The sequence below is a fragment of the Candidatus Westeberhardia cardiocondylae genome (assembly GCA_001242845.1).
Classification (GTDB): domain Bacteria; phylum Pseudomonadota; class Gammaproteobacteria; order Enterobacterales; family Enterobacteriaceae; genus Westeberhardia; species Westeberhardia cardiocondylae.
Window position 1 is genome coordinate 390,281 of sequence record LN774881.1, and the last position, 25,368, is coordinate 415,648.

Here is a 25,368-nt window from a genome sequence, read left to right on the forward strand (position 1 = left end):
TCCAATATTATAAAACTATCTAATTTAAAAAATTCAATAAATTTTATATAAAATACCAAAATATATAAATATACAAAACTAACATAATGAAAAATATTCAATCAATTCGAGGAATACACGATTCTTTACCAAACGATACAATATATTTTCAATATATTGAAAATATATTTAAAAATCTTGTTTCTAATTATGGATACCATGAAATTCGCCTTCCAATTTTAGAATACACTGTATTATTTCTGCAATCTATAGGTAAAACTACTGATGTTATAAATAAAGAAATGTACACCTTTGTAGATAAAAATAAAAATAAAATAACATTACGACCAGAGGGAACTGCAGGTTGTATACGAGCTATCATTCAGCATAAATTATTGTATAAAAAAAAACAACGTCTTTTTTACATGGGTCCAATGTTTAGAAGAGAAAGACCCCAAAAAGGAAGATATCGTCAATTTCATCAATTAGGAGCAGAAGTTCTTGGATACGAAGGACCAAAAATCGATATTGAATTAATTGTTTTAACCTTCAGATTATGGAAAATTCTAAAAATAAATAAATATATATTTCTTGAAATAAATTTTATTGGATCTAATAAAGAATATAAAAAATACGAAAAAGAATTAACCACATTTTTCAAAAAACACGAAAATCATTTCAATGAAGATTATAAAAAACGCATAAAAAATAACCCAATGAGAATATTAGATACAAAAAATTTAGATATTAAACATATAATTGATGATGCACCAATAATTACAGATTTTTTAAATGAAAAATCACGTATATATTTCACTAATATATGTAATTGTTTAGATTTACTAAATATCCCATATACAATCAACCCTTATTTAGTGAGGGGGTTAGACTATTATAATTATACTATTTTTGAATGGGTTACATACAATTTGGGTTCAAAATTAGCTATTTGCGGGGGGGGGAGATATAATCATTTAATAGAAAAACTAGGAGGTAAAGAAAATCCAGCTGCAGGATTTGCAATAGGATTAGAAAGGTTAACATTATTAATGCAAAAAAATAATTCAAACTACATTTTTTGCAAATCTACAGATATTTATATTATTAGTTCTAACGATGATTCTATAAAAAACAAAGCAATACTTTTATCCGAATATATTCGAAACATATTACCATCCTTACAAATTATTGTAAACTATGATAATAAAAACTTAAAAAAAAAATTTATACAAGCAAATAAACATAAAACAAAAATTGTTTTACTTTTAGACAAAGAAAAAGAAAAAACAAAATTAATAACCTTAAAAAATCTTATAACCAATGAACAAAAAATTTTACATAAAAATGAAATTATAAAAAACTTAAAATTCATTTTTAATCTCTAATAAATTTAATTTTAAAATGAAAAAATATTATCAATACTTTGTTAAATCAAAACAATATATTTATATTTTTCAAAAAAGAATTATAATAGGAATTATTTTACTAACCGCATTCTCTATAGGTTATCTTCAATATAAAAATAGATATTGTTATAACAATAATATAACTAAAACATCATTATATTGGAATGAAATAAATACTAAATTTAATAAAAAAATTATTAATGATTCAGATATAAAATCTGCTGTACAATTTTCTGAAAAAAACAAAAATTGTTATGGAATATTTCTTTTGTTAAAAATAGCAAGTTACCATGTATCTAAAAAAAACTACTCAGAAGCAGAAAAAGAACTGAAAATGGCAATAAAAAATTCTAAAGATATTAATTTAAAATCCATTTTAAAAATAAATCTTGCTCGTATATATATACAACAAAAAAATACAAAAAATGCTAAAAAAATTCTTAAAAATATAAAAGAAACACAATGGTCTCCGTTTATCTATAATATTCTCGGTGATATTGAAATAATAACTAAAAACAATAAAAATATTGCAAATCAATTATATAATAAAGCACTAAATTTAAATACATCACCAATATTAGAAAAGTTACTACATGCAAAAATTAGCAACTTATCGATTCAATAACTACAAATTATTTTATTTGTTATATGTAAAATATTTAGAAAAATAAAAAAAACATTAAAATACTAATTAACAAATCAAAAATTTTATATCAATATTTTTCATATAAGATGGTATTTTAAAATTAGTTAATTCAATTACACAACTGTTATAAATTTAATAAAATTTATTAATAAATTTATCAAATTTATAAAATATGTCATTTAAGTTAAATAAAAAATTTATGCAAATTTTCTATAGTACAAATACAATGTCATAATATGCATAATAAAAAATATTAAAATTTTATCTAATAGAACTTAAGAGAGGTTGAATGAATTTAACTTTTACTATTGCATTAATTGGAAGAAAAAACGTAGGAAAATCCGCGTTATTTAATAAATTGACAAATACAAAAAATTTCAATATAAACTATCCTATTTTTACTAGAGATAGAAAATACGGAAAAATTAAATGGAAAAACAATGAATGTACCATTATTGATACAGGAGGATTAAATAGATCTAACGAAAAACTTGATAATAAAATAAAAGAACAATCTATAATGGCTATTAATGAATCCAATATGGTACTATTAGTTACAGATGGTTCTTTAAAATACATGGAAATCGATAAAAATATTGCGCAATCCCTACGAAATTTTTATTATAAAAAAACAATAATTATTATCAATAAAAAAAAATCTATTAATTTAAACAATATATCAAATAACATTTATTCGTTAGGTATAAAAGAAATTTTTCATATTTCCAAACTACAAAAAAGCAGCATAGAATTTCTCAAAAAAAAAATTTTTTCTATTTTATATAAAAAAATCCATACAAATAATATAAAAAACCAAAATATTTGTAATAAATATTTCAAAAAAAATATTCAGATTTCCAAAAAAAATTATAATTTCGAGCAATATAAAACAACTGAATCAGTATTAACAAAAATTTCCATAATCGGTCGACCTAATGTAGGAAAATCTACCTTTATAAATTGTGTTATAGGAAAAAAAAGAACCATTACTCACAATAAACCAGGAACAACACAAGAAAATATTTATATCACTACAAAAATTAATAATAAAAAATACATGTTAATTGATACCGCGGGTATAAATAAATATCATTATATTAAAAAAAAAGATATAAACATATCTCACATTCAAACAATACAAGCTATTAAAAATTCAAATATAGTGCTATTACTAATTGATATTTTCCCAGAAGCGTACAAACAAAACACATCAATATTAAATTTCATTTTAAAACAAAAAAAAATATTGATAATTTTAATTAATAAATGTGATTTAATAAACAATAAAAAAAAAAATATTCTCAAAAAAAATATAAATTTTCAATTTAAATATAATAAATTCATTCAAATATATTTTATTTCAGCAAAATATAAAATAGGAATCTCTAATTTATTTCAAAATATCAATACAATTTATGAAAATTCGATAAAAAAAATAAATACAGCATTAATCAATAAAATTATGCATATTGCAATAAAAAAACATAATCTTCCAATCATACAAAAAAAACAAATTAAACTAAAATATGCACATATTGTAAAATATGATCCTTTAATTATCATAATTCATGGAAGTCAAACAAAATACCTGTCAAACTCATATAAACGTTATCTAACAAGCTTCTTTTATAAAAATTTAGGAATTAAAAGTATTCCTATTCAAATAAAATTTAAAGAAAATTTAAATCCTTTTTTAAATAAGAATTAAAATAATATTTTTAAAAATAAAAAATAAATACAAAAAGAAATTTACACAACTACATATCTAACAATAAATTATATAAAATACAAATATAATCTATTTATATATATTTAAATTAAGTATAAACAAAAAATTTTTAATAAAATTAAATTTACAAAAAAATAAAAAATTAATTTCTTATACAAGTAATCTATTTAATTATATTAAAATTACAAAATAATAAAAAACTCTTCTCAAAAAATATATTATTAAACACAACTAATTTGTTACAAATTAACATATAATACAATTTAATCATCTAAAAAAATTCGCTTATTTTAGCTTTTAAAATATCAATAGCAATACGATTTTTCCCCCCCCTAGGTATAATAATATCAGCATGTTGCTTAGAAGGTTCTATAAATCGTAAAAACATAGGACGAACTGTTTTTTGATATTGTTTAATAACTGCATCAACAGATCTTCCTCTTTTATTAACATCGCGCCTAATCCTACGAATAAGACAAATATCCAATGGAGTATCTATAAAAATAGAAAAACTCATTTCTTTTCGCAACCTAAAATCAGTTAATAACAAAATTCCTTCTAAAATAATAACTTTTTTGGGTTGAAAAAAAATAGTTTCAGAACAACGAGTATGCTTTATATAACTGTAAACTGGAACTTTTATTGGCAATCCGGATTTAAGCATTTGAATATGTTTAAATAATAAACCATGATCCATAGAATCAGGATGATCATAATTAACTTTAATTCTTTCATTCATATTTATATTACTTTGATCTTTATAATAACTATCTTCTGGAATTACTCCAATAAATTCATCTCCTACTTGATCTCTTAATTCTTGGTAAAGAGTACTAGCAACTAAACTTTTCCCTGAAGAAGAAGCACCAGTAATACCAATAATAACACAATTATAACAAGATTCATTACAAGACATAAAATTCCAAAAAAAACATTATATCCTCATGAAAAATTATAATAACTAAAAATAATCCTATATTTAATAATTTTGTAACATAAAAAAATTACATAATTTCACTTATTTAAACTAAAAACATTATAATATTGAATAATTCACAAACTAAATATTAACATATATAAAAATTCACGACTCTACTATCAAAATAATTTATACATCATCAAATATATCTCTCTTCAAATCAATAATCCCAATAAAACAATAAAATTCTACAATTAACAACGAACATTATTAACAAAATCTTCCTAAATATTGAACATATAAATTACACACCAATTTATTAATAATTTAATTTAAAATTAAAATTCTCTTTAAAATAATATCAACACATTATTCATATAAAAACAAATATTTCAAATTTAACTTATTAATAAATTAAAATGTTACCAATTTTTCATATATCATATACATAAAATTTATATTTAAATTAGTAATATATAAAAATTAATAATATAATCAAATGCTTAACACAACAACACAAAACTTTATAAGTTTACAAAACAAATATATCTCATTCATTATAAAATTAAATATATAAACAATTTATAATTATTTATTCCATTTAAAATAAATAATAACAAATAAACAATATAAAACATCCACAATAATCTTTAACAAATAATCTATAATACTATCAACATAAAAATTAAAATTAATCAACAATTATGACTTAATCACATAATAAAAACAACAAAATAAATATTATTAACCTATTAAAATATAAATATAATAAAATATTTTATTTAATTTATAAACAATTTACACATCATAATTTCCATAAATTTTACAATTGTAAAATATAAATTCCATTTTTAATTATTAAAATCAAATTAATCTTCAACAAATAAAATTTTCATTTAACTAATTATAAAAAAATTCTCAAAATCATAACATAAATCAAATAAAAAAATCCGATACAAAAAATTAAATAAATAATTTTACCTATTATATAAAATTAATAATATAAATAAAATATTTTATATACTATAAATATAAACAAATATATAAAAATTCAAAAAACTAAATTAATATAATTTCAGTAAAATATATTTATAAAACACAGAACACATTCGTTTGAACCAAACTAATATTAATGTTACAATATTTCCTAATATAAAATTATTAAACTTGAAAATGAAAATCTATGTCTTTAAATGTTACAAAAAAAATAATGTTAATAACATGTGCATTACCCTACGCTAATGGCCCAATTCATTTAGGACATATGTTAGAACATATTCAAGCAGACATTTGGGTACGTTACCAAAAAATGCGCGGAAATCAGGTATTTTTTATTTGTGCAGATGATGCACATGGAACCCCAATTATGCTAAAAGCAAAAAAACTAAAGAAAAAACCAGAAGAAATAATAAAAAAAATAAATTTAGAACATAAAAAAGATCTTATGAATTTTAATATACAATATGATAATTATTATTCTACACACAGTAACGAAAATAAAAAATTACTTATTCTAATTTATAAACGTTTACAAAACAAAAATCTTATTAAAAAAAGATCTACACTGCAATTTTTTGATACTAAAACAAATATATTTCTTCCAGATAGATTTATAAAAGGAAATTGCCCAAAATGTAAATCAAAAAATCAATATGGAGACAATTGTGAAATATGTGGAGCAATATATAATCCTGTTGATTTAATAAATCCTAAATCTACAATTTCTAACAGCACACCAATCATTAAAAAATCTAAACATTTATTTTTTAATTTACCATATTTTCAAAATATGTTATACCATTGGATCCATTCTGGAATATTACAAAAAGAAATAATAAATAAAACAAATGAATGGATCAAACATGGATTAAAAGAATGGAACATTTCTCGAGATGCACCTTATTTCGGATTTAAAATACCTAACACAAAAAACAAATATTTCTATGTCTGGTTAGACGCTACTATAGGATACATGGGATCTTTTAAAAATTTCTGTAAAAAATATAACTATATTTCTTTCAATAAATTTTGGAAAAAAAACTCAAAACATAAACTCTATCATTTTATTGGAAAAGATATTATATATTTTCATACTTTATTTTGGCCAGCTATACTAGAAGCAAGTGAATTCAGAAAACCAACAAAAATATTTGTTCATGGTTATTTAATGGTAAATGGAAAAAAAATGTCTAAGTCTAGAGGAACATTTGTAACAGCAAAAAACTATCTAAAACATTTAGATTCAGACTGCCTTCGCTATTATTACGCAAGCAAATTATCATCTAATATCAAAGATATAAATTTCAACTTAGAAAATTTTGTAGAAAAAATTAATACTGACATCGTAAATAAAATTATAAATTTAGCTGCTAGAAATGCTAGTTTTATAAATAAATATTTTAATGGAAATTTATCAAAAAAAATATCAAACCCAATTTTATATAAAATTTTCACTGATTCAAAAAAACAAATTGAAGAAGCATTTGATAAAAGAGAACTCAACCAAGTTATAAAAAAAATTATCTCTCTTACAAACATTGCAAATCATTACATTAATGAACAAGCTCCATGGAAAATAAAAAAACAAAATAAAAAAAATGAGAATCTACAAAATATTTGTTCTATGGGAATTTATTTATTTAAAATTTTGATGACTTACCTAAAACCAATACTTCCTTCATTAGTTAAAAAAACTGAAATTTTCCTTAATACATCTCTATCTTGGAAAGACATAAAAAAACCCTTTGTGTTAAATAAAATACAACCATTTAAAAAATTATTTCAAAGAATATCAATAAATGAAGCAAATAAAATATTCAAAAAATAATATATTTATTTCAATTAAGAAAATTATAATTTTAATAAACTAAAAAAATGATATTTTTTTAAAATTTCAAAATTAGTATAAAATAATTCATAAAAAATCTAATTCTACATTAATGAAAATGTCAAAATACCACACAAAAAATTACATAAATATTCTTAAGATTACAAAAACAATTTTATCAAAAAAATAAAATTGATTTAAAACAAACATTTACTTGTTACGTAAACAAAAAATCGCTATTTTAATTTTATGTAAAACAAATTTTATTTCTTCAAATGTAGTAAATCTGCCAAAAGAAAATCTAATCGTACTATTAATAGAATGTTCATGTAATCCCATGGCATATAATATATAAGACGATTCAAGAGAAGAAGAAGTACAAGCAGAGCTAGGTGAAACAGCTATCTCTTCTAATTTTGATATTAATAACTCACTATCAAAATTATGAAAAGTAACATTTAATAAAGTAGAAATACTTTGTCGAACATTACCATTGACAGATACATCAGCAATTTTTTGCAATTCTTTCCAAAAAAATTTTTTTAAAGCTTTAAATCGTAAAATCTCAGTTTTCATCTCTTTTTGTAAAATATGATATGCTTCTCCCATTCCAACAATTTGATGTACAGGAAGAGTACCAGAACGGATTCCATATTCTTGCCCCCCCCCGTGAATCTGTGCTTGAATGCATATTTTAGATTTTTTTCTAATATAGAGACAACCAATTCCTTTAGGTCCATACACTTTATGACTACTAAAAGACATTAAATCTATTGGTAAATCCAATAAGTTAATAGATATTTTTCCAACGCTTTGGGTAGCATCCACATGAAACAATATACTATTAGAACGACATAATTCCCCAAATTTCTTAATATCCTGAATCACACCTGTTTCATTATTAACATGTACTAAAGATACCAAAACAGTATCATCGCGAAATTCCATTTGCAACTTTTCTAAAGAAATAATACCATTTTTATCAGGTGGCAAAAATGTAACAAAAAATCCCTCTTTTTCAAGTTGATAACATGTATTTAAAACTGACTTATGCTCAGTCATACTAGTAATTATATGTTTTCCCTTATTACTATAAGAATAAGCGACACCTTTAATAGCTAAATTATTAGATTCTGTAGCACCAGAAGTAAAAACAATTTCTGTAGAATCAATTCCACCCAAAAAAGAAGCAATATTATCTCGAGCAATTTCTATAGCTCTTTCAGCTTCCCAACCATAAAAATGAGGAGACGAAGAATTACCAAACATTCCATTTATGGTAAGATATTCCATCATCTTTTTTGCTACCCTAAAATCAACTGGGGTAGTGGCAGCGTAATCAAGATAAATTGGCAATTTCATTAAAATATTCCAAATTAAATTTAAAAATTTTTATTTTATACAAAATCTAATATTAACAAATTTTGTATTTCTGTGATAAATAAATATATTTTAACATAATTTAACCTTTAAAACTTAATTTACAAAACACAAGACATACATCTTATAAAATATTTATTTAATTAAAAATATTTTGAATCATTAGAATACTTTTTAAAATTTACTTCTATTAAAATAATAAAATTGTATATAAAATTTCTATTCTTAAATATATTTAAACACATAAAATTAAATAACATTATTATAAAACTTAAAAATTATAAATTCTTATTTAAACATAATAATTACAAAATATAATACTTATATATAAATTATTTCCATTTATAAATAGCTTTAATACAAAAAATATTATAATATAAATTGTTTCTCACAAATATGAAACTCATAATAATACAAAAATCTTTATTTATTAAAATATCATGCATCCACTTTTAAACATTGCCATTCATTCTGCAAATATAGCTGGAAAATTTATTATCAAATACTATAATAATTATAGTTTTATAAAAAATACTAAAAACAAAAACAAAAAATCTTTTAATAAAATAAAAAATGAAACAACAAAATTAATTATTAATACTATACATAAATTTTATCCAAAACACATTATTTTACACGAAAAAGATACAATAATAAAAACAAAAAAAATAAAAAATAAAATTTACTGGATTTTAAATCCTATTAATGGAAAACAAAATTTTATAAAAAATTTTTTATATTTCACTATTTCTATTTTTGTGTACATAAACAACAAAATTGAAATCTCTGTAATATACGAACCAATATGTAATGAATTATTTACTTGTATTCGAGGAAGAGGAGCACAACTAAATGGATATCGAATTCGAACTAGTGAAAAACACAACTTACAAGAAGCTAATCTAGCTATAAATTTGTGTTTACAAGAAACATATTTCACTCAATATATTAATATAATCAAAAAATTATTCTACACAAAATATGCAATTGAATTTAGATGTATTGGATCAACTATATTAGAATTAGCTTATACTGCATCTGGAAAAATCGACGTTTTTTTCCAACAAGTATCAAACCCAATAAAATATTTAGGACCAATATTACTTATACAAGAATCTGGAGGCATCGTTACTGATTTTTCTGGAAACAAAAATTATTTAATTTCCGGAAAAATTATAGCGGGAAATCCATATATTGTAGAATCCATATTAAACATAATAAACAAAAATTAGACTAACATAAATTTTTATTAATTATAAAAAATAAAATACATATTTAACATTTTCTATAAAATTAAAATAGAAATAAATTTCTTTTTAATTATTAACATTAAAACTACTTTTTACATTATACTTAGTTTAATAAACTAGTAAATTTATTATTAAATATAAACCATATTTTTTAATAAAGATACTATAACGAACACAAAAATTAAAGAAAACATTTATTGACAAAACAAATATTTATTTAATATATACAGGATATCGAGAACAAACTTCTAATACTTTATTTTTAATATCAATAATAACACGTTTATTTTGAATATCATTTAATATATCACATATCCAATGAGACAAAATTTTTACATCTTCTTCTACAAAACCCCTGCGAGTAACAGCGGGAGTACCAATTCGCAACCCAGATGTAATATTAGAACTACGTCTATCATTTGGTATTCTATTTTTATTTACAATAATATTAGCTTTACTCAATACTTCATCTGCTTTTTTCCCTGTTAAATTTTTATTAGACAAATTTAATAAAAAAAGATGACTATCAGTTGATCCAGATACTACCGTAAAACCTCTTAATAAAAACACTTCAACCATAGCTTTAGAGTTTTTAACAACTTGATGTTGATATTTTTTAAATTCAGAGCACATTGCTTCTTTAAAAGCTACCGCCTTAGCTGCAATAACATGCACTAAAGGTCCTCCTTGTGTTCCAGGAAACACAGCAGAATTTAATTTATTATACATCTCTTTATTTCCCCCGCTTGCTAAAATCATACCCCCTCTTGGTCCAACTAATGTTTTGTGTGTCGTAGTAGTAACCACATGCGCGTACGGAATAGGATTAGGATAAATTCCTGCCACAACTAATCCAGCAATATGCGACATATCTACCAATAAATATGCATTAACACAATCAGAAATGTCTCTCATTCGACTCCAATCAACAGTCCCAGAATAAGATGAAAAACCACCAACAATAATTTTAGGATTATGAATTTTAGCCAATTTATATAATTGTGTATAGTCAATTTCACCATCACAATTCATTCCATAAGACACAATATTATAAAATTTTCCAGAAAAATTAAATAATGAACCATGAGTTAAATGCCCCCCATGATCCAATTTCATACCCAATATAGTATCTCCAGGATCTAATAAAGCACTATAAACAGCAAAATTAGCTTGCGATCCAGAATGAGGTTGTACATTGACATAATCTACGCCAAATAAAATCTTAGCACGGTCAATAGCTAATTGTTCTATTTCATCAACAAAAACACATCCTCCATAATATCTATTTCCTGGATAACCTTCTGCGTATTTATTTGTTAATTGCGAACCTTGCGCCTGCATAACACATGAGCTCACGTAATTTTCTGATGCAATCAACTCAATATTTTCCTCTTGTCGTATCTTTTCTTTTTGTATAATTTTCCATAACTCAAAATCATAATCTGAAATATGTACATTACTACTTAACATTGATATCTCCAAAAAGATGCTAAAAAAATAATTTTAATATACATAAACTTCACTTTTATAATTAAAAAGCGAAAATATACTTTAAATATTTATTTAAAATTAACTTCTAATAAATCCATAATTCAAACTAATAAAAACATAATCATTTTAGGGTGTATTTCACAAACAAAAATACGCTATTTATTATATTTTATAATTCTTAATATAAAAAATATGCTAAATTTCACAACGTTTACGAAATTCATAATTTTAAACAATAATTTATTACTATTCATACTAATAAAATAATCATATAATAAATTAAAAAATCTTAAATTAATTTTATCTATTCTAACAACTCTATATAAATTTTATATTTCACATTTTACAATGTCAAAATATAAAACTCAGAAAATAATATTTACGAAATAATATTACCACAACATAGGAATTATATATCAAACTATTCGCATTAAGATAATATTCTAAATAAATTCCACTCTAATTATTTATAAAATTAAATAACACAATATGAAATACAAAATAAAATTGCAAAATTTTTTAAAAATTACATAAACTTTCAACAATAAATTCTTTAAAATATTAATTTATAAAAATTCTTATCATAATAAGAACACAAACACGATTTTTTATATCCATAAATTTTATTAACAAAATCTTTAATACAATTAAATATTTAAAAATTTTAACAAACAATATATTATTTGAAAAATTTACAAAATGAAAAATTTTTAAACAATATAATACAAAAACTTTTTATTGTAATGCTACAATATTTTATATTTAAATATTAAAATAAAATATTTATAATTTCTACCAATAAAATATTGTCTTTATTTTACATCTAATTTGTCTAAAAAAATTTTTTAATTGCAACGAACACAATTTTTCCAAAACACCTGAAGTAATATTAATATTATGATTTATTTCTAAAATATTTGATAAACTTAATAAAATTTTCACTACTCCATTTTTTTTACTATTTTCTGCCCCAAATACTAAACGTTCAACTCTTGCATGTATAATAGCACCCATGCACATTATGCATGGCTCTAAAGTAACATACATAGTAGTTTGCAACAAACGATAATTATTAATATACTTTCCCCCTTGTCTTAAAGAAACAATTTCAGCATGAGAAGAAGGATCAGAATTTTTAATAGAACAATTCCATCCTTCACCAATAACTTCATTATTTAAAGTAATTATAGAACCAACAGGAACTTCCCCTTCGTATTCAGCATAATAAGCTAATCTAATAGCACGATACATCCAAAATTCATCACTACAAAGAATATTCATTTTCATACTATTAATATAAATTTACAAAACAAAATTATTTTTTAAAATTTTACTTCTCTGTAATTTAATTTTTACATTTGAAATAAAATAATTTTTATTTACATTACACACATCTATAGTATAGATACTAAATAATTCTATATTAAATTCTTATTCCTGAATATTTTTCTAAATTATTTTACTACATGAATTTAAGCTTATATATTAAAATAAACTACAATACATTACTTTAAAATTACCAAAATAATATTTCATGCAATCAAAATATCGTATTAATATAAAATTTTCTATCAAAATCAAACAATAGTATATAATAAATAAGCTAAAACATCGATTAACAAAATTATTTTATGTAAATATTATTATATAAATAAATAATATATAATTTTTTTGAAAATTTTTACTTGCTTTCCTTCAAATAAACTTATATATAATATATAATTGCTTTTTATTATTTTATTTAGATTAATCACCATATATATCTATTTAAAAAATGCAAAATATAATATTTATGTAAATAAAAATAGTAAATTTATACTTACAAATTTCATTTTAACAACAAAATACTAATTTCTAATTAAACTATATAAATATATTATTATTTAGATTCCAAAACATAATACAAATATTTTGTTATAAAATACAAAAACCCATTATTCAATTAAAATTATTTTTATTATCATATTCATCATTATGACATTTTATTATAAAATTTCCATGGCCATTTTTTATTTTTTAAAACATTTAACCAATTTTTAAACTCATATTTTTGAAATAAAGAATAAAGAATATCAAACTTGGGTTTATCAACTATTAAATTTTCATAAGAAACATTTATTGCAACATCAGTTTTTATTTTAGCTAATTGATAAGAAAGTAGAGCAACATTATAATTTTTTTTTAATGTTAAAATTATTGATTTAGAATTACGTATATTTAAAAAATAAATTTTTTCTAAATTTTTATAAATATTTTTCAAATTACCAAAATTACATAACAAAATTTTAGCAATTTTTTTTCCAATTCCAGGAATACCTGGTATATTATCAGAATAATCCCCTACTAACGCCAAATAATCAACAAAACAATTTGGAAAAACACCAAATTTAACAAATATTTCCGTTGAACCAAAAACAGTTTTTGAAATTAAATTAAATAAAAAAACTTCTTCTGATACTAATTGCGCTATATCTTTGTCGCAAGTGCTAATTAACACACGAACATGGTTTTTTCGTAATAATGTCAAAGTCCCAATAGTATCATCAGCTTCCACACCAGACACCACTAATATACGCAACCCCATGGCTTTAATAATAGTTTGTAAAGGAATAATTTGTTTATATAAATCTTCAGGCATAAAAGGACGATGAATTTTATAATATTTAAACAATTTATTCCTAAAATTCACCCTTCCGTAATCAAATACAACAGCTACATGACTAGGGTTATATCGAGATAATAAACTAGATAGCATATTTAATACACAATATATTGCTCCAGTAGGCTCCCCAGAAACATTTTTTAAAAATGGAAAAGCATAATAAGCTCGATACAAATAAGAAGTTCCATCTATTATAATAAATGGATATGATAAAGAATCAATCAAAACACAATCCAATTTTCATAAAAACAACTTTATTAACATTAAACATCGAATTAAAAAATACCATTAAATACAATTTATTTTATTAAACATAAAATAATAAATACATAATTCATATTTATACAAAACAGAGATTATTTTATTAAATAAAAAATTATCTAATTAAAAATCATTATTTATAACAATAAATAAATTCATGTTCTTAATCATCTTAAGCAAATATATTTCTTCAAAAATAAATATAAAATCACTAAAATAACAAATTTTAAATATTACAAATAATTATTAAATAATTGCTTATTCTTAAAAATAAAAATTTTATAATTTAACAAATTAAACTCATTATAAAATAACATAAATTATTCATTATATTTACACATATTTTGTAATTTTAAAATTAATGAATACATAATAATGTTCAATATATAATTATTATAACTACGAAATAAAATACCTACTTTAACAAAATTAATAATTCAATATTAATTTTAATCTAACAAAAACATTTCAATTTAGTTTTATTATCAAAAAAAATAAAAAATATTTTACATATTAATTTTAAAATAAATTTATTTATCTTTCTTTCATATCAAAATTTATCCATTCAAATTAAATTCTAATTAATTTTTCATTTAAAAAATTAAAAAACTAACACAAAATTTTTGTATTTATTTTATATAAAATATTTAATTCATTATAAATAAGTAAATTAATTTAAATTAAAATAATAAAAGTACGATGCTAAAATAAAATTTCGAATTAATAAAACTATGAAAAATATTTATTTCTTCATAAAAAATTCACAACAATTACAAAAAATATATTCATAACAAACATTATAGACCTTTAACATTATGTACAAAATAAAATACAACTCAAAAATTAAACATAAATAAAATAAAAACTATAAATCATTTAATTACAATATCATAAATTAAAAAAATATACAATTTCAATCAACAAATATTTATTTTAAATAAAAAAATATAAAATTTCTATTCAAAAGATTTAAAAACATTTTATTTAACTATATTCAAATTTAATATTAGCTACTATAAAATTTAGTAATTCAATTCATAAAAAGAAAAAGCATCGCTAAATATACGATCCTCTTTAGCATCTCTCTCATTACAAAAACGATAACGAGCAGACATTGCAATTTCAAATTTTCCAGAAATATAAATATCATAAGGATTTAGTGTATGAAAATCTTGTATTATTATATTTAACAAATTACCAAATCGACCTTTCCAATACTCATCAAAAGTTTTTACAACTGGAATAAAAAATAACTGAGAATTTATTAAAACAAGTTTCTTTAATTCTTTTAAGTTATATAAGTGATACCACTTTTTTACACCCCAATATATTATAATTTTTCTATTAGGCTGATATTTTAATACTGTCAATAAAATAGAATGAACATAAGAAAAACCAATTCCTCCAGCAATTAGGATAATTGGTCTATTAGTATTATAGCGCAACCATGCCTTTCCGTTTGGCGCGTCTATCAAAATATCACGACCAGAACGAATATGTTGTATTACTCTAATAACATATTTATCATTTTTTTTAAAAGATTTCATATGTAATTCAATAAATCTATGCTCCATAGGAATTGAAGCTAAAGAAAAAGGACGAATACTCTCTTTATTCATTATAATAAACAAATATTGTCCAGCAAAAAAATGCAAAATTTTTTCTGGAATTAATCTAATTTTATAAATATTATTTGCAACAATATCTATAGAAAACAACTTGCAAAAAAATCTCATTAAATATTCTCTAATTTTCAAAAAATTCTATTTAAAATTTACAATTAAAACTTAATCAATATTTTTTAAAATTATATAAAATAAAATTTATATAAATAAAATCTTACATTTTAAAAATAAAATCTGAAATTTCATTTATATAAAATAAATACATATTTCAACAAATTTATCACAAACTTCACAAAATAATAATTACAAACTTAAATTTCATTTAAATAAAAATTTCATATATTTTAAAATTTAAATAATAAACTCTGTATTTACAAAAAATTAACTTTATAAAATACATAATAAAATACACTGAATTTAAAAAATATAAGCACACAACAAATATTTCAATATACTTTAAACTAATTAATTTTATATATTAATAAATATATAAAATATAAACTAATTATATCTGACAAACCAAAATTCTATTTTAAAATTCACGCGTCCTATAGGACTCGAACCTATGATCTACGACTTAGAAGGTCGTTGCTTTATCCACTAAGCTAAGGACGCACAAAATACATTAAAATAACACATAATACATAATCTAAAATTAATCAAAATCAACAAAATATAAACCTTTATAAAATATTGAAATTTTGTTCAAAAAATATTATTATTTACACACTTTATAAATTTCATAAACAAACATTTTATATTATACTACTAATACTTTTAGCAATGATAGCAAAAATTATTGATGGTAAACTTATTTCTAAAATAATTAGAAAAAAAATCATAAAAAAAATACAAAAAAATAAAAAAAAACGTACGCCAGGGCTTGCTATGATTCTAATAGGAAACAACCCTATTTCAACATTATATGTTTCTAATAAAAAAAAAGCTTGCAAAGAAATTGGAATTTTATCATTTTTTTATAATTTTCCTTCTTCTATTTCTGAAAAAAAATTACTTATTTTTATTGAAAAACTAAATAATGACAAACGCATAGATGGAATTTTAATACAACTACCACTTCCAAAAAATATTAATTATGAAAATATATTTAACAAAATACAACCAGATAAAGATGTTGACGGATTACATCCATATAACATTGGAAAATTATGCCAATCTCTTCCAATATTACGACCATGTACTTCAAAAGGAATTATTACATTATTAAAAATGTACAACATCGATATATCTAAACTATATTCTGTTGTAATAGGAAAATCTAATATTGTCGGAAAACCCATGATTATGGAATTACTCTTACAAGGTTGTACAGTCACAATAACACATGAATCAACAAAAAATTTACAAAAATATGTCAAAGAAGCTGAACTACTCATAGTAGCTATTGGAAAAGCAAAATTTATTCCTGGAAATTGGATAAAAATTGGATCAATTGTCATAGACGTAGGAATAAACCATTTAACAAACGGAAAAATAGTAGGAGATGTGGAATACAAAAACGCTATAAAAAGAGCATCATATATTACCCCAGTACCTGGGGGTGTAGGCCCAATGACCGTAACTACATTAATTCAAAATACTTTACTGGCATATGAAAAACATAACGAATAATAAAATTTTTATTTTATATGATAAGGTTTTTTAAACATAAATAAATTTACTTTTATACACCATGTTATTATACAAAATGTAAAAACAATTCAAATACAAAAATTAAACACATAATTAACATATATCCACACATTTACTATTTAAACAACTATTACAATACAACATAAAATTTACACATTTAAATTATATAAAAAAATAAAATTAAAATTTTATTAACGACGCCAAATTGTTCCATGTTCCGTATCTTCTAAAATAATTCCTATATCAGATAAGTTTTTCCTTATTTTATCTGCTAAACCCCATTTTTGAAACGCACGAGCTCTATTTCTTTCTTGAATCAACATTTCTATTTCATTACCATGTTTCTGCATCTTTTTTATATTCTCTTTTCTTAAAAATATTTCTGGATCTTGTTGTAATAATCCTAAAACTTTAGCTAATTGTCTTAATCTTGCAGCCATTTCTTGTGCTTTTTTAAAATCATCAACTTTCAATTTATTAATCTGATGAGAAATATCAAATAATATAGAAAAAGCTTTAGAAACATTAAAATCATCATTCATAGCTATACAAAACTTTTTTAAATAATGTTTGCTATTATCTAATGGTATAACATTTTTATTCATTCCAAGCAAAGAAATATATAAGCGATTTAACGAAATACATGCGTTATTTAAACTACTTTCTGTATATTCCAGCGGTTTTCGATAATGCGCTGAAATCAAAAAATAACGTATCACCTCCCAATCATAAAATTTCATAATATTACGCAAAGTTAAAAAATTTTGTAAAGACTTAGAAATCTTTTTTTTTCTCATAGTTACTAAACCAATATGTATCCAAACATTAACATAAGGGGAACCATACAAAGAAACAGATTGAGCAATTTCATTTTCATGATGTGGAAAAATTAAATCTGATCCTCCTCCATGTATATCAAAATGACAACCTAATTGACTAATACTCATAGTAGAACATCCGATATGCCAGCCGGGTCTGCCATGACCCCAAGGAGATGGCCAACCAAATTCATTATATCTAGAAATTTTCCACAACACAAAATCCATAAAATTATATTTTTTTTGACTATGAATATTTCGAGAATAATTTAAATGAAATTTTGTAAAATCTTGATGAGATAACATCCCATATTTGGTATAACTTGATATTGCAAACATAACATCACCATCATCAGATATATAAGCAAATTTTTTTTGCAAAAGTCCCATAATAAATTTTATAATTTCATTTATATATTCAGTCATTCTAGGTTCTTTATTAGGACACAATATATGCAACAAAGAAAAATCTTTATGCATTTCACTAATCATTCGATTAGTGAACATAGAAATTGTTTCATTATTTTTAATAGATTGATAAATAATTTTATCTTCAATATCAGTAATATTTCGTATATAATTTACCCGATATCCTTTAAAATTAAAATAGCGTATTATTATATCAAAAATTATAAAAGTACGTGCATGACCAATATGACATAAATCATGCACAGTAACACCACATACATAAATATTCACTATTCCAGGAATGATAGATGAAAAAACCTCTTTTTTTTTTGTTAATGTATTAAAAATTTTTAACATAGAAATCATTTAATCATCTTGTTATAATATAACTTATAAAATTAATATAAATTATTTAATAAATAATTTATAAAAACTTCAATTCTACTTAATTAAATAAAAAATAAAATTGTTTTTATAATTTAACAAAATTAAATTTATAATTCATTATTTAACTTATAATATTTAAAGATAAACTATATAAAAATCATACTACTTAATTATAAAATTAACTTTTACAATAAATAAACAACAACATTTACTATCTACACTAATTAACATATTATATTTACTAAACCACTATTTATATGAAACTTATACTTTATATTATTAATATAATATCTAATTTCGTATAAGACATATTTATTATCACTAATAAAGAAATAATTCAATTTTAATAAAAATTTTAAATTAAATTCAATATTTAAAAAACTTTAAAACAATAATTAAAATTAATTAATAAAATTTACAAAAATCCAATCATAATACATGTGTATACAATTTTATCCAATAATACTAGTCAATTCAGAATTAACCTCTAATATTTTTCTAGATCCATTAATTCTAAAAAATCTTAAATTTTGGTATAAAAAAGACTCTTTTTGATAAAAATTCTTCAACAACATACTTTGTTTATGGTATTCTATCAAACGATTTTTTACAATTTTTTCGATATCGTCTGTTCGAAACACTAAAGAATCTCCGGTAAAATCATCTTTATCTTTATTTTTCGGAGGATTAAATTTCGTATGATAAACTCTACCAGAAGGAATATGAATTCTTCTACCCTCAATTCTCTTTATAATAAAACTATCAGGAACAAAAATCTCAAATACAAAATCAATTTTTATACCTTCTTTTTTTAAAGAATGAGCTTGAAAAATAGTACGAGGAAACCCATCTAACAAAAAACCATTACAACAATCAATTTGATTAAGTCTATTCTTGATCAAAGAAATCATCAATATATCTGGAATTAATTTTCCAGAATTCAAAAATATTTCAACTTTTTTTTTAAATCGGATTCTTTTAATAATAAAAATCGCAATATTTCCCCACTAGAAATATGCGGAATACCATATCTTTCTGAAACCAATTTTGCTTGAGTACCTTTTCCAGACCCTGGAGCTCCAAAAAAAACAATACGCATATAAAATTTCCTATAAAAATCAACTCTCAATTAATTAAAAATAAAAAATAAAATTAACATAATCACAAATGATTATCTAAACATAAAATTTTTATAACAAAAAACTTTATTAATATTAAAAATTTAATATAAATCAAAATAATTCAATATTAAATTAAAAAACACCAAAAATAACGTATATAATTTAATATTAATTCTAGAACAATATTTTATTAATACAACATTAATTTTCTAAAACTAACTAAAATAAAATTAATACAAGATTTTATTCAAAAAATTTTTAATAATTAATTTATTTATACAAATCTCCTTTCATTATTTATTTTTCAAAAAAATTTTTACATTTTTTATATTCTAATAAAATAAAACGAGCTTTCAACAAATCATTAATAATTTCATTTTCTGATATTATTATTTTTTTTTTAAAAGATAAAAACATTTTTTCCCATAATTTATTATTAATTTTCATAATATAAGAATTTCTCTTTAAATATTATACATACATATAAAGTTTTATATAAACAAATTTATGATTTTATAAATATACAAAAATTTTATAGAAACACTAATTTATAACTTATATTTCAATATACTAAAATAAAATACATATTCATATCTAAAACATAATTTAAAACAAATTTAAAAATATAAAAAACCAAAAAATATTAACAATTTACAAATAACACATAAATACTTATCAAATATGTCAAACTGCCAACTTCATTCTGAAATTTTTGTTTTATAAAAATTTTATTAAAACATACAAAATCAACACATTAATTAAAATACCACTAATAATTATATAAATAATATATCATAAATATAAAAAATTACTATTTATCATAGAAAAAATTCTTCTTTTTATTAGAACGATGAATAATTATTTTAAATAAAATCATTTCAAAACCAATTCGACAATTAGGTGCATATAATAAATCCTTTCTCCCACGCAACAATATCTGATAATAAAGTTGCAAATCTGTTTTATTAATACAAAAAGCCAATCTATTTAAACGATACAAAGAAAAACCTTTTTCATAATCTTCTTTATTAATACAATCTTTAGAAAATAATTGAATAAGAGAAATACTATGTAAAACAAAAATCATATCTACTAATAAACCATCCCAATTCAAACCAAGTAAAAAATACTCTTCAAGTTTCTTCAATATTTTTTGTACATTTAAATTAATCAAAGATTCTAACAAAGATAAAGAATAACCTTTATGGATTATGCCTAACATGTGAAACACTGTATTTTCGTTAATTACACCATTCCCTAATGCAATCGCTTGATCAGCTAAACTAAGAGCATCGCGCATACTACCTCTAGATTCCCTAGAAATAGAATATAATGCACAATATTCAAATTGAATATCTTCTTTTAATAATATAAATTCCAACCTGTTTTTAATTTGATCAACAGACAAAGCTTGTAAATAAAACAATAAACAACGAGACAATATTGTGATTGGTAATTTTTGTAAATCAGTTGTGGCTAAAAAAAATTTTACATATGATGGAGGTTCTTCTAAAATTTTAAGTAATGCGTTAAAACTATAACGGGATAACATATGAACTTCATCAATTAAATAAATTTTAAATCTTCCTTTAATAGGCATATATTGTACATTATCTAATAATTCTCTAATATCTTCAATTTTCGCGCGAGAAGCAGCATCAATTTCAATAAAATCAACAAAATTACCATGTTCAATTTGCAAACAATGATCACAAGATCCACAAGATGTTATATTAATGCCTTTTTGACAATTCAAACTTTTTCCCATCAAACGAGCAATACTAGTCTTTCCAATTCCATGCATCCCAGAAAATAAATAAGCATGATGTACTCTTTTAAGAAAAAAACTATTTTTTAACGCCGTTAATATATGATTCTGACCTATAACATCATCAAAATTTTTTGGGCGCCATTTTCTAGCAAGAGCTTGATAAACCATTTTATTAATTCCCAATAATAATCTTATAAATAATAAAATTAACCTACAAAATTTTTTAAAAATTATTCAATTAATATTTTAAAATAATTTATACATACATATATTACAAATTATCCTAAATATTATATTAATTTATTAATAAAAATTAATTCCTTAACATACAAAATAAAACTTGTATACTTTATATATCCAATAAACTCAATTTTATTCCAAACAAAATAAATTAATAAAATATTTAATTAAATAATACTAATAATTTTATTACTCAAATCTTAATAAATTTAAATTAAAATGATATCATAAAATAAACTAATATTATTAAATTTACTAATATAATTGAGATTCATATAACAAAATTATTAAAAAAATATGTAAATTATACTAATATTATATAAAAATAAAAAATAAGCTCAAAATATTTTATTTAGAACTTATTATAATATCAGCTTTAAATATATAAAATTTAATAAACAAATACCTATAATTTTAACTAAATCAAATTAAAAACCTGCTAAATTTTTCACAATATCAAAAATCTACTTTTACTATCAAAAAATAGAATCTTAAATAAATTTAAACTAATAAACCAAATAATTCTATATATTTATAAATAAAATTTTACTTTACACAAATCAAAAAAATAGCAATAATATAATTTTTCCATATAAAAATTTATAAGATAAACTATTCTTTATAACTAATGAAACTATATAATTATGCTAACAATTCATGCAAAGATAAAAACAAAAAATGGGACAAAAGAAAGTCGTAAACTTCGAATTAAGAATAATATTCCAGCTATTATTTACGGAAAAAATAACATACAAATTTCAATTATACTAAACTATAATGATGTTACAAACATGCAAAGTAAAAACGAATATTCTGAAAAACCCCTTAAAATACTTATTGGAAAAAATGAAATATTAGTAAAAATTCAAAAAGTACAACATCATCCATTTCAAAAAAAACTAATACACATTGATTTTATTCGAATTTAAACACAAAAACAATTTTTTTTACTTTAAAATCATTTTTGATCTTAAAACGTTTATTTAATACATTTCAGTAACTATTTATAAACTCAACATTAAACACCCTGTGGAATATTACCTTAATTTTCTATATATATCAAAATATAAAATTTTTTATTTTCAATTAATCAATATAAAAATTAAAAATATCAAATTAAATTCTAAAAAATATCTTTTTATACATCAATATAAATTTTCACTTTCTTAATAAATATTTAATATTAAAAACTAAATTTTTTACTATCTCTTCCATAAAATCGTTCCAACGCTAATTTAATTACACGTGTAATAAGATCAGTATAACTTAAATTACTTTTTTTCCACAATTTTGGATATAAACTATCTGCAGAAAAACCAGGTAATGTATTAATTTCGTTAATAACTATTTCTTCATCCGCAGTTAAAAATAAATCCACTCTAATCATTTCATAAAAATTTAAACTCAAAAAAATTTTTTCACAAATATCCTGTATTCTATTATTAATATTATCGTTAATTCTTGCTGGAATTATTATTTTAACATTTTTATTATCAATATATTTTATATTATATGAATAAAAATCATCAGATAACAAAACTATTTCTCCACAAAAACTAATACATAAATTATTCTTATTTCCCAAAACAGCACATGTTATCTCCATTCCATGAATAAAACGTTCTAACAAAATTTCAGAGTCAAAATTAAACGCATTAACAAGAGATTGATAAAAATTATTTTGACTAATAACTTTTGATATTCCTAAAGAAGATCCTTGATTAACAGGCTTAACCAAAAACGGTAATCCAATACGCTTAACAACACTATCAAATGAAATATTATTTAATTCCGAATAAGATAAAGAAAAAGAAGGTGAAACCATCAAACCAATATCTCGTAAAAAACATTTTGTCATATTTTTATTCATACATATAGCAGAACTTAAAACCCCAGAACCAACATAAGGAACACCTAAAATTTGTAAAAATCCTTGTAAAGTTCCATCTTCTCCTAACATTCCATGCGTTACTGGAAAAACAATATCTAATTGATAAAAACAAACTATATCATTAATTTTCATAAATTTCCTTGGAAAACCAGGAAATAAAACAACCCCCTTTTGTATATTGTCAAAGTGAAAAATATTGTTATTTTCGAAATTATTTTTATAAACAAATTCGTCGATAGAATTTAAAACATACCATGTTCCATATCTATTAATTCCAAACAAAACAACCTTAAATATATTTTTGTTAATAGCACCAACAATACCTTTCGCAGAATTAATAGAAACACAATATTCTGCTGAACAACCCCCAAAAAGTATACCTACACATATTTTACGCATATTATCAAATATAGAATTTCAATATAATTTTGTTGCTGATTATTAAAAACAAAAACACACACTCAAATATTAAAAATTATAATAAATTTCATTTCTATAATTTATAATTTAATTAATTTAATCTCAATAAAAGGCATTATTTTAATAAAACATAAAATTTATTAAATTAAAAGTACAAATTTATTATTTAGCTAAATTAACAAAACATAAAAAATAATTCATTGATTCTTTAAAAATTTCCTAATATTATTTACATAATTTAAAATACAATAATTTTATATTACAATTAAAAATTACGAAATATTTATTCACAAAATTATCAAAATACATTTTGACACTTATAAAAAATAAATAATCTAATTTTTATTCCAACGCTCTACACAAAATTTCACACATCTTTAAAATAGATTTTCGAAATTTTATATATTATACAAAACACATCAAAAAGAAAATTCGAAAATCACTTAATCTTTATTAAAATTTTATCAAAAATAAAAACTAATAA

16 protein-coding genes, 1 tRNA gene and 1 pseudogene are annotated in these 25,368 nt (G+C 21.1%); 7 read left to right on the forward strand and 11 right to left on the reverse strand.

Annotated elements, in window-relative coordinates; all coding sequences use genetic code 11:
- The first annotated feature begins 86 nt into the window (after positions 1 to 86).
- From hisS to der, 3 genes are all read left to right on the forward strand, one after another.
- Positions 87 to 1,364 (forward strand): histidine--tRNA ligase, encoded by a 1,278-nt coding sequence (hisS, locus tag WEOB_RS01550; protein ID WP_281263794.1) that lies wholly within the window; start codon positions 87 to 89, stop codon positions 1,362 to 1,364.
- Positions 1,365 to 1,380: 16 nt separating this feature from the next.
- Positions 1,381 to 2,010: a YfgM family protein gene (locus WEOB_RS01555; RefSeq protein ID WP_281263795.1), complete on the forward strand. Its 630-nt coding sequence runs from the start codon at positions 1,381 to 1,383 to the stop codon at positions 2,008 to 2,010.
- Between the two features lie 310 nt (positions 2,011 to 2,320).
- The gene (der, locus tag WEOB_RS01560; RefSeq protein ID WP_281263796.1) at positions 2,321 to 3,739 is read left to right on the forward strand and encodes a ribosome biogenesis GTPase Der; all 1,419 of its coding nucleotides are present in this window, start codon (positions 2,321 to 2,323) and stop codon (positions 3,737 to 3,739) included.
- Between the two features lie 292 nt (positions 3,740 to 4,031).
- Here the strand turns inward: der and udk are convergent, their stop codons facing one another.
- On the reverse strand, positions 4,032 to 4,676 hold the full coding sequence (gene udk / locus WEOB_RS01565; protein ID WP_281263797.1) for a uridine kinase: 645 nt from the start codon (positions 4,674 to 4,676) through the stop codon (positions 4,032 to 4,034).
- Between the two features lie 1,186 nt (positions 4,677 to 5,862).
- On the opposite strand from udk, the gene metG reads away from it, so the two are divergent.
- Entirely contained in the window at positions 5,863 to 7,506 is a 1,644-nt protein-coding gene (gene metG, locus WEOB_RS01570) for a methionine--tRNA ligase (RefSeq protein ID WP_320408521.1), read from the forward strand.
- Between the two features lie 210 nt (positions 7,507 to 7,716).
- Here the strand turns inward: metG and WEOB_RS01575 are convergent, their stop codons facing one another.
- Entirely contained in the window at positions 7,717 to 8,868 is a 1,152-nt protein-coding gene (locus WEOB_RS01575; RefSeq protein ID WP_281263798.1) for an aminotransferase class V-fold PLP-dependent enzyme, read from the reverse strand.
- 458 nt (positions 8,869 to 9,326) lie between these two features.
- Between WEOB_RS01575 and WEOB_RS01580 the strand changes: the two genes are divergently transcribed.
- Positions 9,327 to 10,118: an inositol monophosphatase family protein gene (locus WEOB_RS01580; protein WP_281263799.1), complete on the forward strand. Its 792-nt coding sequence runs from the start codon at positions 9,327 to 9,329 to the stop codon at positions 10,116 to 10,118.
- 231 nt (positions 10,119 to 10,349) lie between these two features.
- Here WEOB_RS01580 and glyA read toward each other — a convergent pair whose 3' ends face one another.
- From glyA to WEOB_RS01605, 5 genes are all read right to left on the reverse strand, one after another.
- Positions 10,350 to 11,606: a serine hydroxymethyltransferase gene (gene glyA, locus WEOB_RS01585; RefSeq protein WP_281263800.1), complete on the reverse strand. Its 1,257-nt coding sequence runs from the start codon at positions 11,604 to 11,606 to the stop codon at positions 10,350 to 10,352.
- Positions 11,607 to 12,419: 813 nt separating this feature from the next.
- On the reverse strand, positions 12,420 to 12,908 hold the full coding sequence (gene tadA / locus WEOB_RS01590; protein WP_281263801.1) for a tRNA adenosine(34) deaminase TadA: 489 nt from the start codon (positions 12,906 to 12,908) through the stop codon (positions 12,420 to 12,422).
- Between the two features lie 691 nt (positions 12,909 to 13,599).
- On the reverse strand, positions 13,600 to 14,514 hold the full coding sequence (locus WEOB_RS01595) for a 5'-3' exonuclease (RefSeq protein WP_281263802.1): 915 nt from the start codon (positions 14,512 to 14,514) through the stop codon (positions 13,600 to 13,602).
- A gap of 1,058 nt (positions 14,515 to 15,572) precedes the next feature.
- Positions 15,573 to 16,286, reverse strand: coding sequence for an NAD(P)H-flavin reductase (gene fre, locus WEOB_RS01600; protein WP_281263803.1), 714 nt, complete (start codon positions 16,284 to 16,286; stop codon positions 15,573 to 15,575).
- 431 nt (positions 16,287 to 16,717) lie between these two features.
- A tRNA-Arg gene (locus WEOB_RS01605) sits at positions 16,718 to 16,790 on the reverse strand.
- Positions 16,791 to 16,958: 168 nt separating this feature from the next.
- On the opposite strand from WEOB_RS01605, the gene folD reads away from it, so the two are divergent.
- On the forward strand, positions 16,959 to 17,807 hold the full coding sequence (gene folD, locus WEOB_RS01610) for a bifunctional methylenetetrahydrofolate dehydrogenase/methenyltetrahydrofolate cyclohydrolase FolD (RefSeq protein ID WP_281263804.1): 849 nt from the start codon (positions 16,959 to 16,961) through the stop codon (positions 17,805 to 17,807).
- Positions 17,808 to 18,019: 212 nt separating this feature from the next.
- Here the strand turns inward: folD and cysS are convergent, their stop codons facing one another.
- The 3 genes and pseudogenes from cysS to dnaX all read right to left on the reverse strand — a co-directional run bounded on the left by cysS (position 18,020) and on the right by dnaX (position 22,501).
- Entirely contained in the window at positions 18,020 to 19,411 is a 1,392-nt protein-coding gene (gene cysS, locus WEOB_RS01615) for a cysteine--tRNA ligase (RefSeq protein WP_281263805.1), read from the reverse strand.
- Positions 19,412 to 19,893: 482 nt separating this feature from the next.
- Positions 19,894 to 20,540: pseudogene (gene adk, locus WEOB_RS01620) on the reverse strand (adenylate kinase).
- An 833-nt stretch (positions 20,541 to 21,373) separates the two neighbouring features.
- Positions 21,374 to 22,501: a DNA polymerase III subunit gamma/tau gene (gene dnaX, locus WEOB_RS01625; RefSeq protein ID WP_281263806.1), complete on the reverse strand. Its 1,128-nt coding sequence runs from the start codon at positions 22,499 to 22,501 to the stop codon at positions 21,374 to 21,376.
- A gap of 716 nt (positions 22,502 to 23,217) precedes the next feature.
- Between dnaX and rplY the strand changes: the two genes are divergently transcribed.
- The gene (gene rplY / locus WEOB_RS01630) at positions 23,218 to 23,502 is read left to right on the forward strand and encodes a 50S ribosomal protein L25 (RefSeq protein ID WP_281263807.1); all 285 of its coding nucleotides are present in this window, start codon (positions 23,218 to 23,220) and stop codon (positions 23,500 to 23,502) included.
- A gap of 254 nt (positions 23,503 to 23,756) precedes the next feature.
- On the opposite strand, the gene WEOB_RS01635 is transcribed toward rplY, so the two are convergent.
- Positions 23,757 to 24,863, reverse strand: a complete 1,107-nt coding sequence (locus tag WEOB_RS01635) for a D-alanine--D-alanine ligase family protein (RefSeq protein ID WP_281263808.1) — start codon at positions 24,861 to 24,863, stop codon at positions 23,757 to 23,759.
- Positions 24,864 to 25,368 lie beyond the last annotated feature (505 nt).

Coding starts and splice junctions, on each gene's coding strand:
- glyA (WP_281263800.1), bottom strand. CDS start 11,606: ATGTTAAGTAGTAATGTACATATTTCAGATTATGATTTTGAGTTATGG.
- folD (WP_281263804.1), top strand. CDS start 16,959: ATGATAGCAAAAATTATTGATGGTAAACTTATTTCTAAAATAATTAGA.
- rplY (WP_281263807.1), top strand. CDS start 23,218: ATGCTAACAATTCATGCAAAGATAAAAACAAAAAATGGGACAAAAGAA.
- WEOB_RS01555 (WP_281263795.1), top strand. CDS start 1,381: ATGAAAAAATATTATCAATACTTTGTTAAATCAAAACAATATATTTAT.
- tadA (WP_281263801.1), bottom strand. CDS start 12,908: ATGAATATTCTTTGTAGTGATGAATTTTGGATGTATCGTGCTATTAGA.
- cysS (WP_281263805.1), bottom strand. CDS start 19,411: ATGTTAAAAATTTTTAATACATTAACAAAAAAAAAAGAGGTTTTTTCA.
- der (WP_281263796.1), top strand. CDS start 2,321: ATGAATTTAACTTTTACTATTGCATTAATTGGAAGAAAAAACGTAGGA.
- hisS (WP_281263794.1), top strand. CDS start 87: ATGAAAAATATTCAATCAATTCGAGGAATACACGATTCTTTACCAAAC.
- WEOB_RS01635 (WP_281263808.1), bottom strand. CDS start 24,863: ATGCGTAAAATATGTGTAGGTATACTTTTTGGGGGTTGTTCAGCAGAA.
- WEOB_RS01580 (WP_281263799.1), top strand. CDS start 9,327: ATGCATCCACTTTTAAACATTGCCATTCATTCTGCAAATATAGCTGGA.
- WEOB_RS01575 (WP_281263798.1), bottom strand. CDS start 8,868: ATGAAATTGCCAATTTATCTTGATTACGCTGCCACTACCCCAGTTGAT.
- fre (WP_281263803.1), bottom strand. CDS start 16,286: ATGAGATTTTTTTGCAAGTTGTTTTCTATAGATATTGTTGCAAATAAT.
- dnaX (WP_281263806.1), bottom strand. CDS start 22,501: ATGGTTTATCAAGCTCTTGCTAGAAAATGGCGCCCAAAAAATTTTGAT.
- udk (WP_281263797.1), bottom strand. CDS start 4,676: ATGTCTTGTAATGAATCTTGTTATAATTGTGTTATTATTGGTATTACT.
- metG (WP_320408521.1), top strand. CDS start 5,863: ATGTCTTTAAATGTTACAAAAAAAATAATGTTAATAACATGTGCATTA.